The organism is Helicobacter pylori (assembly GCA_008032955.1).
Taxonomy (GTDB): Bacteria; Campylobacterota; Campylobacteria; order Campylobacterales; family Helicobacteraceae; genus Helicobacter; species Helicobacter pylori_DC.
In genome coordinates, this window is sequence record CP032046.1 from 95,739 (window position 1) to 108,048 (window position 12,310).

12 protein-coding genes, 1 tRNA gene and 1 pseudogene are annotated in these 12,310 nt (G+C 39.1%); 3 read left to right on the top strand and 11 right to left on the bottom strand.

Going from position 1 to position 12,310, the window contains the following annotated elements; all coding sequences use genetic code 11:
- Positions 1-2 precede the first annotated feature (2 nt).
- The 8 genes and pseudogenes from D2C72_00480 to D2C72_00515 all read right to left on the bottom strand — a co-directional run bounded on the left by D2C72_00480 (position 3) and on the right by D2C72_00515 (position 6,115).
- Entirely contained in the window at positions 3-1,352 is a 1,350-nt protein-coding gene (locus tag D2C72_00480) for a glutamyl-tRNA reductase (GenBank protein QEF42961.1), read from the bottom strand.
- A complete protein-coding gene (locus D2C72_00485) occupies positions 1,352-2,275 on the bottom strand; it encodes a polyprenyl synthetase family protein (protein QEF42962.1) in 924 nt (307 codons plus the stop codon). The genes D2C72_00480 and D2C72_00485 overlap by 1 nt, the downstream gene beginning before the upstream one ends.
- Positions 2,276-2,284: 9 nt before the next feature.
- A pseudogene (locus D2C72_00490) lies at positions 2,285-2,679 on the bottom strand (hypothetical protein).
- Positions 2,672-2,956 carry a DUF2018 family protein gene (locus D2C72_00495; protein QEF42963.1) on the bottom strand — a complete coding sequence of 95 codons (285 nt, stop codon included), beginning with the start codon at positions 2,954-2,956 and terminating at the stop codon, positions 2,672-2,674. Before D2C72_00495 ends, D2C72_00490 begins: the two are co-directional and overlap by 8 nt.
- Positions 2,957-2,977: 21 nt before the next feature.
- Positions 2,978-3,412, bottom strand: coding sequence for a DNA starvation/stationary phase protection protein (locus D2C72_00500; protein ID QEF42964.1), 435 nt, complete (start codon positions 3,410-3,412; stop codon positions 2,978-2,980).
- Between the two features lie 218 nt (positions 3,413-3,630).
- Positions 3,631-4,776 carry a GHKL domain-containing protein gene (locus D2C72_00505; protein QEF42965.1) on the bottom strand — a complete coding sequence of 382 codons (1,146 nt, stop codon included), beginning with the start codon at positions 4,774-4,776 and terminating at the stop codon, positions 3,631-3,633.
- Positions 4,773-5,090, bottom strand: a complete 318-nt coding sequence (locus D2C72_00510; GenBank protein ID QEF42966.1) for a hypothetical protein — start codon at positions 5,088-5,090, stop codon at positions 4,773-4,775. Before D2C72_00510 ends, D2C72_00505 begins: the two co-directional genes overlap by 4 nt.
- Positions 5,087-6,115, bottom strand: a complete 1,029-nt coding sequence (locus D2C72_00515; GenBank protein QEF42967.1) for a flagellar basal body P-ring protein FlgI — start codon at positions 6,113-6,115, stop codon at positions 5,087-5,089. The genes D2C72_00510 and D2C72_00515 overlap by 4 nt, the downstream gene beginning before the upstream one ends.
- 188 nt (positions 6,116-6,303) lie before the next feature.
- Here D2C72_00515 and D2C72_00520 point away from each other — a divergent pair, with 188 nt between their 5' ends.
- From D2C72_00520 to D2C72_00530, 3 genes are read left to right on the top strand one after another with little or no spacing between them, the layout of a single operon-like run.
- Complete coding sequence (locus tag D2C72_00520; protein ID QEF42968.1) at positions 6,304-7,782, top strand: DEAD/DEAH box helicase; 1,479 nt, start codon at positions 6,304-6,306, stop codon at positions 7,780-7,782.
- A gap of 20 nt (positions 7,783-7,802) precedes the next feature.
- The gene (locus D2C72_00525; protein QEF42969.1) at positions 7,803-8,891 is read left to right on the top strand and encodes a prohibitin family protein; all 1,089 of its coding nucleotides are present in this window, start codon (positions 7,803-7,805) and stop codon (positions 8,889-8,891) included.
- A gap of 6 nt (positions 8,892-8,897) precedes the next feature.
- Positions 8,898-9,437, top strand: a complete 540-nt coding sequence (locus D2C72_00530; GenBank protein ID QEF42970.1) for a DUF2393 domain-containing protein — start codon at positions 8,898-8,900, stop codon at positions 9,435-9,437.
- A gap of 53 nt (positions 9,438-9,490) precedes the next feature.
- On the opposite strand, the gene D2C72_00535 is transcribed toward D2C72_00530, so the two are convergent.
- From D2C72_00535 to D2C72_00545, 3 genes are all read right to left on the bottom strand, one after another.
- A complete protein-coding gene (locus D2C72_00535) occupies positions 9,491-11,041 on the bottom strand; it encodes an ABC transporter ATP-binding protein (protein QEF42971.1) in 1,551 nt (516 codons plus the stop codon).
- Between the two features lie 9 nt (positions 11,042-11,050).
- On the bottom strand, positions 11,051-12,067 hold the full coding sequence (locus tag D2C72_00540) for an ABC transporter permease (GenBank protein ID QEF44145.1): 1,017 nt from the start codon (positions 12,065-12,067) through the stop codon (positions 11,051-11,053).
- A 111-nt stretch (positions 12,068-12,178) separates the two neighbouring features.
- Positions 12,179-12,254: transfer RNA gene (locus D2C72_00545), tRNA-Ala, on the bottom strand.
- Positions 12,255-12,310: the final 56 nt, after the last annotated feature.

Sequence of the window (12,310 nt, forward strand, 5' to 3'; positions counted from 1 at the left end):
CATTATTCCTCGTAATATTCGCATTTATAGAGATTCAAATTCTGGGCATGGCTAGCGTTAGATTTGTCTAAATTAAACAAGTTTTTAATCGCGCCCACAAGCACATCGGATTCTTCTTTTTGAGCGTTCTTTTTTAAAGCGATGGTGGGGTGGTGTAAAAAAGTGTTGAAAGCGTTGTGCAAGATCTTTTCAATATTGCTTTCGTATTCTTTAGGCACATAGCGTTTTTTGAGCGCCTTTTGCAATTCCTTTTGGGCTGAAATCCTAGCTAATTCCCTTAAATCCTTAATCACAGGCTCTACTTCTAAACTTTGGATCCATTGGTAAAATTCCATTGTGGCAAGCCCTACAATCTCATAAGCTTTCGTTCTGCTCTCTTGCCTGTTTCCCACATTTTCCCTCACCATAGGCTCTAAATCATCCACGCTGTATAAGAAAATATTATTAAATACCGGCTTTTCAATATTTCGTGGCACGGCTAAATCAAACCAAAAACGCCTGAAAATCGTTTCTTTTAACATGGAATTTTGCACGATAAAGTTCGGCGAAGAAGTGGTACAAAAAAGCAATGCGTATTCATTGATATAAGTTTTTAAATGTTCTATATTTTGGAAGCTCACTTTTTTAGGCTCTTCTAATTCTTTGATGAAATCTTCAAATTTAGCCACATTACGCCCTAAAATAAGCGCTTCAAATTGCTTGTTTAAAAGGTGTTTGATGACTAATTGAGCCATCTCGCCAAGCCCTATCACGAGGGCTTTTTTATCCTTAATCCTTTCTTTTTCAAAAATATTAAGCGCTTCTTTGACCGCCACTGAAGAGATGGAGACCCCTTGCTTGGAAATGCCGGTTAAATTGCGCACTTTAGCGGCGCATTTGAAAGCAAAATGGAGCAATCGGGTTAAATCTTTAGAGCAAAATTTCTCTTCAAAAGCGAATTTATAGGCGTTTTTCATCTGCCCTGTGATTTGAGTTTCCCCCACCACCAAGCTATCCAAACTGCTGCACACGCTAAAGACATGATGGACGGCACTTTCATCAGTGTTCATTAAAACGCATTTTTCTAAATCAGACACGCTCATTTTTTTATTTTGAGCCAAAATTTTTAGTAACGCGTTTTTTTGTTCATTAGTATTAGCGCCGTGCTTTAGGCTCGCATAGATTTCAAAGCGATTGCATGTGGATAGCACCATGCACTCTTTGATATTAGGGCAGTGGGTTTTAATGGTTTGTAAAAATTCTTTAAGCGTTGCGTTCGAATTGATAGCGAGTTTTTCTCGCATTTCTAAGCTCATGCTTTTATGCGTAAAGGCTAGGGTAAAATATTTTGATAAATGAGTTTCTAACTCCATTAAAAAGTCCTATAAATGACATCTTGCGCTAGTTTTTCTAAAATCAAATTGTTCTCCCCTTTAATGGCTTCAAGGGCCTTTTTAGAATAAACTTGAGCGATCTTAAGGGTTTCTTCTATGATAGCATATTGCTTGAATTTTTCCTTAGTCCATTCTATGATTTCATGACTATCTTGTTTAAAATAAGAAATTAAAAGCCCTTGTTCATGCTGATTTAATTTTTCATATAAAAGCAAGTAGGGTAAAGTGGTTTTGCCCTCTTTAAAATCGCTAAAATTGGGCTTGCCTAGAGTTTTGGCGTCTTGAGTGATGTCTAATAAATCATCAATGATTTGAAACGCCATGCCAAAATGCAACCCAAAATCCGCATACATTTTGGCGTCTTTATTTAAAAGAATCGCCATGCTCTTTAAGCTCGCTTCTATGAAATGAGCGGTCTTGTCTTCTAAAATACGCCAATATTTTTGTTTGTCGCTATTAAAACTTTCCCCCACAAACACGTCTTCAATCTCGCCTCTAGAGAGCCTTAAAACCGCATTAGAGAGGATTTGAGCGATGGATTCACCCATTTTGGATAGTTCAAAAAAGGCTTTAGAATAAAACACATCCCCAAGCATCACGGCGTTAAAATTCCCAAAAAGAGCGTTAATGCTAGGGAGTTTTCGGCGCATGGTCGCTTTGTCAATCACATCATCATGCAATAAAGAAGCGGTCTGTATCATTTCTACAATCGCGCACAAATTGAAGGCTTTATCCAATAAAATAGCGTCTGTTTTTTCGTCTAATAAAGCGAGCATGAGTTTGGAGCGCAACATTTTTGAAGGGCCAATCTTAGAAAACAATGCATCGATAAAGCCGCTTTCTATTTCTTTGATCCAAGAAGCGATTTTATTTTGAATGGCTTGAAGTTGTTTTTCTTGCATGCAAATTCCTTAAGGCTCTTTAGGGGAAAAAACAAGGGGCATAAGGGCTAAAAGCCTTAAAGTGGCTTTATCTTCTTTAAAATCTTTAAACACAAGCGACAGAGCGCTGTTAGAAGAAAATTTTTCTTCAAAAACTTTGAGATTATAGGTGTTTCTCGCATGATCGGTGTATAAATAAACTGGTAAGGGAAATGGTTAAAACGCATGTTGATGACTAAACCTTTATTTGCATATAGCGTCCAATAGAGCGTAATTTCTTTGGTTTGTTCGTTAGAAGTGTCTTTGATGATCGCTTTAAACGCTTCATCTTTTTTTAATTCTAGCGTTTTATCTATCCCATAATCAAGCCCAAACGCTTCTAAAAAAAAGAGGAATATCAAGCCATAGCGGATAAGCTCATTCATTCCCGCTGAGAATATTCGCCATGGATTGGATCACAATGTCTGTTTTTCTACTTTCTATTTTCTGCTGCAACTCTTCATCCATTCTTAAAGCTTTAGCGAAAGATTCAAACTTTTCTTCCAAGTCTTCTTTTTCTATAAAAGTTTCTAAAAGAGCCAAAAGCTCTAAAAGCCTTTCTAGCTCTTTTTTAGAAAGCTTTTTACTCGCATGAAAAATAATGTCATTCCACTTGTCTAAGGGGTTTCCCTCAAAAATTTCAAGCTCGCTGTAATCTCTCATGCTGGGCTTCTTTTTGATAGCTTAAGCCAAATGGGCTTCTAGCATCCAAATGGATTTTTGCAACTTGGCTAATTGATCGTCCGCATAAGTTACGGTGACTTTATCGCCTTCTTTTTCAGCGGTGTTAGAAAGCTCTTTAAATTCTTTTTCTAGGTGTTTGTAATCGCCTAGAATTTCTTTAAAGATGTCTTTAGAGTGGAAGCTCGTTTTAGTTTCTTCTTTAACACGAGTGAGTTTAAGCGCTTCAGATAAAGTCACTAAGGGGTGGTGTCCTAATTGAGCGATCCTTTCAGCGAGATCATCAAACATGTCCGCAAATTCTTCATAAATTTCTTCAGTGGCTTTATGCACATTGAAAAAATCGGTGCCTTTCACATTCCAATGGAAGTTATGCACTTTCATAAACAACACGATCGCATCCGCTTGCAAATGTTTTAAAATTTCAAATGTTTTCATCAAAAGTCCTTTTTTTTATAAAATGTTTTAGGCTTTTACTTTCATAAAAACCTTGATCGCTATCCTACACCAAAAGAGTTAATGAAAAAATTTTTTTGTCTTATTTTTGTCAAAAACTGATAAACCCTATTCAATTTAATGTTCTTTAATCTTTTTAAAATTTTTTTATAGTAAAACTCATTTTTGTAAAACTCATTTTTTAAGGGGGATATTATCACTCAAGAAGCGTTAAGAATCTTAATTTCAAAGGTTTTTTCTTGATTTTCTAACAGCGCAATGCTCCCTTCATGGGCTTTAACGACTTGTAAAGACAGAGCTAACCCTAGGCCATTACCCTTTAATTTGGTGGTTTCAAAAGGCTCAAATAAAGCGCTTTTGTTTTCCACTTCCTTGCCATTATCAATAATGGTGAAGACGATAAATTCATTTTGAATGAACGCTTCAATTTTGACTTGACCCTGTTCGCTCTCTTCTAAGGCTTCAATCGCATCAATAGCGTTATACAAGAAATTTTGCAACACAATCCCCATTAAATCAAAGTCAAAAAACCCTTCTTCATCGCTAAAATTAAAAAGAAAATCAATGTCTTTAGAGTAAGTGTAGCAATTTAGGGCTTCTTTGAGATCGCTCTCTAGCGTTTTCAAACTTTGCTTGGTGCGGTTGGCTTGAATGCCTTTAGAAAAAAGCAAGGTGGCTTTAATGATTCTTTCCACGCGCCATAAAGCTTTTTGCAATTCTACAACAATGGGCTTAGTCTTTTCGTTCGCATGCTTTAATAACACCGAAGCTAAAAGAGAGATAGAGCCTACAGGGTTTCTGATCTCATGGGCTAAATGCGCTGAGATTTTCCCCATAGAAGCGAGCCGCTCTTGGCGTTTTTGAGCGCTAATATCGGTTGCAGTGATGATTTGCTTGCCTTGAATGCTGTTTTGCTGGACTAAATAGCTTTTATTTTCATGCTCAATTTCAGTGTTAAAATTTTCTAATTTAGCCTTATTGAACACCTCATGGCTTTGATTGGCTAAAGAATTTTTATAAAAAAAGCTCCCGTTTTCATTCATCACCCAAATGGCTTGCGGTAAAATTTCTATGACCCATTCATAAAGGGCTTTATAATCTTTAAATTCCTTTTCTACCTTGTAGCTTTGCAAAATAAATTGGTTTAAAAGCCCTAGCAATTCTCGCATGTCTTTTTTGTTGGAAAAATTTTCTAATAAATCTTCGCTCTCTTTGGGTTTAAAATTTTCTAATGAAATCACATTATCCTCTTTTTTTAACAACCCCTTGAAAGAAGAAGCCTTATAAGAGCGTTTCAAATGGGAACGCTTTAAATAAGGGCGTTTTAAGCGCTTGGATTTTTTCATGGTTTTTGTTTTTCCTGCTCTTTTAAGAAATTAAACAGCATTTCGCTATAACCAAAATTCCCGCTCAATTCTTTAGAAAGCGTGTCCTTATACATGGATGTGTAAATCTCATCGCCTGGGGCTTTAGGATACAAAGGGTTATCCATTTTCATAGCAGTATCTAGCATGAATTTTAAAAGCAACGCTTCAAAAGAATCGGTTTGTTCTTTGAGGAGCTTGTCGTTTTTAGTTTGAGCTAGTGCTTTTAATTTCTCTTCGCTCGCTAACTTAGAAACATTGTATTGCTCTAACATGGCTTTATTGTTGTTTATCATAATATCTCCATTTCAGCGCTAATCGCACCGCTTTTTTTTAGGGCCTGCAAGATTGAAACCATCCCCTTAGCGCTCACGCCAATTTTTTGTAAGGCTTTTACCACCCCGACAATGGTGATGCTTTTCCCGTTAGAGCTCAGCGTGTTGTGAGCGGTGTCTAAAGACATGTTATTGTCTAAATCCTGCGTGTTTTTAGAGTCATTTAAAGGCTCTTTAGTGATTTTAAGCGTGATGTCTTGGCTTGTAACCACTATAGGATGCACTATTATATCCACTCCTGAAACGATCGTGCCTGATTTTTCATCTACAATGATCTTATTTTTCGCGCTGTAATTAATAGGGATTTCTTGCACTAAGGCTAAAAACTCCACCATAGAAAGACGCTCTGGGCGGGTGATTTGAATGGTTTTTGGATCTAGTGCTATGGCTACTTTATTGCCAAATACCTTATTTAAAGTGTTTTGCACTTGGATAGCGTTTTTAAAATTGGGGTTTTTCAGGCTTAAAGTCATGGCGTTTTTATGGAACAAATCATACGAAACCTCCCTTTCAATAGTCGCCCCATTGATGATATTGGCTGAGAGCAAGTTACTAGAATTACCCGAAACGATAGCCCCTTGAGCGAGGGCGTAAATATTCCCATCTACCGCATTTAAAGGGGTCATCACCAAAGTCCCTCCTTGAATGGATTTCGCATCGCCAATAGAAGAAATGTGAATATCAATTTTATCGCCCTGTCTTGCAAAGGGGGGCAAAGAGGCTGTAATCATCACGGCAGCGACATTTTTAGATTTAATATCATCTGCAGAAATTTTAACATTCACGCTCTCTAGCATGTTAGAAATGGATTGCATGGTGAATTTTGAGCCGGATTTATCCCCTGTGCCATTTAGGCCAATCACAAGCCCATAGCCAATCAGCTGGTTATCCCTTACGCCCACCACGCTCGCTATATCGCCTATTTTTTCGGCCAAAAGCTTGTGGAAAGCTAATACAAAAATAAGCCACAAAAACACCCGTTTCAATCAAACCCTTTCTTTATTCCTTAATTCTAATTATTTTAGCATAAGCCTTTTATAAAAACTTTAAACTTAATTGAGCGTATTTTTATGCTATACTCAAAAATCTTATAAACTTTAAATCAAAGATTTTAATTTTAGCCTTTTATTAACTTTTTATAAAGTTTCAAATTAAATTGAGGTATGAATCTCCCATGGAATTGAATCAACCACCACTCCCTACAGAAATTGATGATGACGCTTATCATAAGCCGAGTTTTAATGATTTGGGCTTAAAAGAATCGGTTTTAAAATCCGTTTATGAAGCCGGTTTCACTTCCCCAAGCCCCATTCAAGAAAAGGCCATTCCGGCTGTTTTGCAAGGCCGAGATGTCATCGCACAAGCCCAAACAGGCACAGGAAAAACCGCCGCTTTCGCTCTGCCCATTATCAACAACCTTAAAAACAACCACACCATAGAGGCCTTAGTGATCACGCCCACCAGAGAATTAGCCATGCAAATTAGCGATGAGATTTTTAAATTGGGCAAACACACCAGGACTAAAACCGTGTGCGTGTATGGAGGCCAGAGCGTTAAAAAACAATGCGAATTTATTAAGAAAAACCCCCAAGTGATGATCGCTACACCAGGAAGGTTGTTGGATCATTTAAAAAACGAACGCATCCATAAATTTGTGCCTAAAGTGGTCGTTTTAGATGAAAGCGATGAAATGCTAGATATGGGGTTTTTAGACGATATTGAAGAGATTTTTGACTACCTTCCTAGCGAAGCGCAGATCTTGCTTTTTTCAGCCACGATGCCAGAGCCGATTAAAAGACTAGCGGATAAGATTTTAGAAAACCCTATTAAAATCCATATCGCTCCTTCTAATATCACCAACACCGACATCACCCAACGCTTTTATGTGATCAACGAACATGAAAGATCTGAAGCGATCATGCGCCTTTTAGACACCCAAGCGCCCAAAAAGAGCATTGTTTTCACGCGCACTAAAAAAGAAGCCGATGAATTGCACCAATTCCTTGCTTCTAAAAATTACAAAAGCACCGCCTTGCATGGGGATATGGATCAAAGGGATCGCCGCTCTTCTATCATGGCGTTTAAAAAAAATGACGCTGACGTGTTGGTGGCTACAGATGTGGCGAGCCGTGGGCTAGATATTAGCGGTGTAAGCCATGTGTTTAATTACCATTTGCCCCTAAACACCGAGAGCTATATCCATCGCATTGGGAGAACCGGGCGAGCGGGCAAAAAAGGCATGGCGATCACTTTAGTAACCCCCTTAGAATACAAAGAGCTTTTACGCATGCAAAAAGAAATTGATTCAGAGATTGAGCTTTTTGAAATCCCCACCATTAACGAAAATCAGATCATCAAAACCTTGCATGACGCTAAAGTGTCTGAAGGGACTATCAGTCTTTATGAACAGCTTACCGAAATTTTTGAGCCGTCTCAATTGGTTTTAAAACTTTTGAGTTTGCAGTTTGAAACCAGCAAAATTGGCTTAAACCAGCAAGAAATTGATGCGATTCAAAACCCTAAAGAAAAAACGCCAAAAACCTCTAACAAAAAAACGCACCAGCATGAGCAAGCGCGTTCTTTCAAAAAGGGTCAGCACAAAGACAGACACCCTAAAACAAACCACCATTCTAAAAAACCCAAACGCCGTTAAAATATTTAAAAAGGAAATCCATGCCCATTGATTTGAACGAACATTTAAAAAAGAAAAATTCTCAAAGAGAAACCCCCACGCCTAATACGCCTAATGATGGGGGGCGTTTCATCCCGCCGTCTAATTCTTTTAATTCTAAAAAACTATCGGTTTTAATTGTCATTGTCCTTTTAGGCGTTATCGCTTTTTTGGCCAAGCCTTTTGAAGTGATTAGTTCAGGAGAAATTGGCATTAAAATCACCGCCGGGAAATACGAACCCACCCCCTTACAGCCAGGAATCCACTTTTTTGTGCCTATCATTCAAGACATTCTCATTGTAGATACAAGGATTAGAAATATCAATTTTTCACGCACCGAAGACATGGGCGTGGCGGGTAAAAACCAAGGGATTTTTAGAAACGACGCTATTAATGTGATGGATAGTAGGGGCTTGACCGTTTCTATTGAACTCACCGTGCAATACCGCCTAAACCCTCAAACCACCCCCCAAACGATCGCTACTTATGGCTTATCTTGGGAGCAAAAAATCATCAACCCTGTGGTGCGCGATGTAGTGCGCTCTGTCGTGGGGCGCTACCCGGCTGAAGATTTACCCATTAAGCGCAACGAAATCGCCGCTCTTATCAATAGCGGTATCAATAAAGAAGTTTCTAAGCTCCCCAACACCCCTGTGGAATTAAGCTCTATCCAATTGAGAGAAATCGTCTTGCCCGCTAAGATTAAAGAGCAAATTGAAAAAGTCCAAATCGCGCGCCAAGAATCAGAAAGGGTGAAATATGAGGTGGAGCGCTCTAAACAAGAAGCTCAAAAACAAGCCGCTCTGGCTAAAGGGGAAGCGGACGCTAACAGGATTAAGGCTCAGGGCGTGGCTGATGCGATCGTGATTGAGGCTAAGGCAAAATCTCAAGCCAATTTAAGCATTTCACAAAGTTTGAGCGACAAACTTTTAAGACTGCGCCAAATTGAAGTTCAAGGCCAGTTTAATGAAGCGTTAAAAACGAACAACAACGCTCAAATCATGCTCACTCCAGGTGGGGCTGTGCCTAACATTTGGATTGACACTAAAAGTAAGGTTAAATCTAGCGTTGCCGAGACTAAAGAGCCTTAAAAACGCATGGCGTCTCTTGCCTTTGTTCAAGCTTTTTTAGAGTCTTTTAAGGGATTTTTAAGCCAAGCGACCTTAATTAGCGTTTTAATAGCGAGCGTTTTAATCCTTTTTTGCGCGATTTTGCTCCTTTTGGCTCTGCTTTTAAGAAACCGCTGGGCCAGTTATATAACAACAGCAGCTTTTTTGGGCACGTTTTTAAGCATGCCTTTTGTTTTGAACGTTTTACTCACTCAAGCGATTTACCCCATAGAAACGCGCATCTTGCACGCTAACCCTTTAAGTTATAGCAACGCCTTTTCTTTGCAAGTGGGAGTCAAAAATATTTCCAAATTCAGTCTAAACAAATGCGTTTTACGCCTAGAAGTCCTTAAAAACCCTCACAATTTTGTGGAAGAGCGAGCTTTTAAATGGTTTGTCAAAAAAAGCTATGAAAAAATTTTTAAAGAAAAGATTTTGCCCAAAGAATCCAAAGTCTTTTCATTCTTTATTGACGACTACCCTTATTCAAAAACAGCCCCTTATCAAGTTTCTTCGTTTTGTTTATAGAAAATGAAAAGATAACGCCCATGCGTTTGAGTATTTTTTAAGAGCTAGCCCCCTTAAAGCCTAGATTCCAACAAACGCTTGGTATAAGCGTGCTTAGGGTTGTCAAACACTTCTTCAATAGCGCCTGTTTCTACGATTTTCCCCTCACTCACCACTAACACCCTATCGCAAAAAGCTTTGATCACATCTAAATCATGGCTGATAAACAAATAGCTCAAATCCTGCTTTTCTTGTAAATTCAACAATAATTCCAACACGCTTTTTTGAATGCTCTTATCCAAAGCGGAAGTGGGCTCATCTAAAAGAATGATTTTAGGTTTTAAGGCAATCGCTCTAGCGATCGCCACTCTTTGGCGCTCCCCTCCGCTGAGCTCATAAGCGTAAAAGTCAAGCAATTCAGGGTTTAAACACACTTCTTCTAAACAAAGTTCAGCTAAATGGTACCATTCTTGTTGTGAAGCCTTAGGGTAAGCAAAGCGCAAAGCTTCTATTAAAATACTTTGAATGCTTAAGCGAGGGTTTAATGAGGCGTAAGGGTCTTGAAACACCATTTGCAAGATCTTGCGGTAGGGTTTGAACGCCTTAGAATTTAAAAGCCCCACGCTTTGGCCTAAAATCTTTTCTTCCCCGCTATTTAAAGCGAGTTTTAAAAGCCCTAACGCTAAAGAGCTTTTCCCGCTCCCGCTTTCGCCAATGATGCCGATGTTTTCTTTAGCTTTGAGGGAAAAATCCACTGATGCGATAAGGGGTTTTTTTAAAGAAGATCTAAAGAAGCGTTTTTGCAAGTAATAAACGCTAAAATCCTTCACCTCTAAAAGCGTCTCGTCTAGCGCTTTTAAGTTTTTAGCGGGCAAATTTGAAGCCTGAATCAAGAGTTTTGAATATTCGTGCTTGGGGTCATTAAAAAGCTCTTTGGTGGAATTGGTTTCTACTATCTCGCCTTTTTTTAGCACATAAACCCTATCAGCCAATCGTTTAACCGCTTTTAAATCATGGCTAATGAATAAAAGGGCGATGTTTTTTTCCACGCTCAATTGCTTGAGCAAGTCTAAAATTTGGTTTTGGATTTGTGCATCTAGCGCGGTGGTAGGCTCATCGCAAATGAGCAGTTTGGGCACATTAATGATCCCCATAGCGATACACACCCTTTGGCGTTGCCCTCCGCTCAATTCATAAGGGTAACGATCCAAAAATTTTTCATCTAATTGGACTTGTTTCATGGCGTTTAAAACTTGTTCTTTAAGGAGCGTTTGAGAAGCGTTTTTATGGTGTAAGAAATAGGCTTCACTCATTTGCTTGCCGATTTTATGCAAGGGGTTTAGGCTGGATAGGGGGTCTTGAGCGATGTAAGCGATAATATTCCCCCTTAAATGCTGCATGAACGCTTCGCTTTCCTTTAAAAGATTGGTTGTTTCAAACAGGATTTCGCCATTATGAGGCTTGAATCTAGGGTTTAAACGCATGATGAGATTAGCGATAGAGCTTTTACCGCTCCCGCTCTCGCCCACGATCGCCACCCTTTCACCATAACTTAAAGAAATATTGATGTTTTGGAGCGAAAAATGCGCGTTTAAAACGCAGTTTAAATTCTTGATTTCTAGCATGTAACCCCCTTATTTGAGCATGTTAGCGTTGAAAGCATCGCGCACCCCTTCGCCAATGAACACCAAAACAGAAAGCAACAAACTGATGGCTACAAAGGCTACAACCGCTAAATGAGGCGTAGTGAGGTTATCCTTGCCTTGATTGACCAATTCGCCCAAACTCGCGCTCCCTATAGGCATGCCAAAACCCAAGAAATCTAAAGACACTAAAGTGGAAATGCTAGCCGCCATTAAAAAAGGAATGTAAGTGATCGTTGCCACTAAAGCGTTGGGTAACACATGGTAGAAAATGATTTTTAAATCATTCACCCCAAGCGCTCTAGCGGCTTTGGTGTAGTCCATATTCCTTGCTTTTAAAAATTCCGTGCGCACGACTTGAGAAAGCCCCATCCAGCTAAAGAGCAAGACTAAAAACAAGATGATCCAAAAATTAGAATTGAACGCGCTAGAAATTACAATGAGTAAAAAAAGCATGGGAATGGCACTCCAAATCTCGCTCAACCTTTGCCCCACTAAATCTATTAACCCTCCATAATACCCCTGAAACGCTCCCAAACTCACGCCAATAAGAACGCTAAAAAGGGTGAGTAAAATCCCAAACACTAACGAAACACGATAGCCATAAACAAGCCTAGCTAACACGTCTCTGGCTTGATCGTCTGTGCCTAAAAGGTGTTTGAAGCTTGGGGGGGTGGGGGCAGGCGAGTCTAAATCCATAATGATCGTATCATAGCTATAAGGGATGAGCACATGGATGATGAAAGCGTCTTTTAAAAGCGTGTTTTTCACATAAGGATCGTTATAATCCGTAGGGGTGAAAAAATCGCCTCCAAACTCCACTTCCGCATAATTTTTAAACATGGGGAAATACGCTTTATTGTCTTTATAGATGAATAAAGGGCGATCATTCACCCACAAGGGGGCTAAAAGAGAAAGCGCTAATAAAGCGATAAAAAGATAGAGCGAAAACACCGCCCGCTTATTCTTTTTGAAACTAAGAATGCGCATTTTAAACAAACTGCTCACGCTCAAACTCCCTTGATGAAAAACAATTCCTAAGATTATAATTAATTATGGGTAATACTAGCAAGAAAACGGGTTTGATCAATAAAGAAAAAGGATAAGCGTAATAAATGATGGTGGAGTGTAGGGGGTTCGAACCCCTGACCTCAACGCTGCCAGCGTTGCACTCTCCCAACTGAGCTAACACCCCAAATAAAATTAAGCGAGCATTATAACATTTTGCTTAAAAGATGTCAATTTGATGCT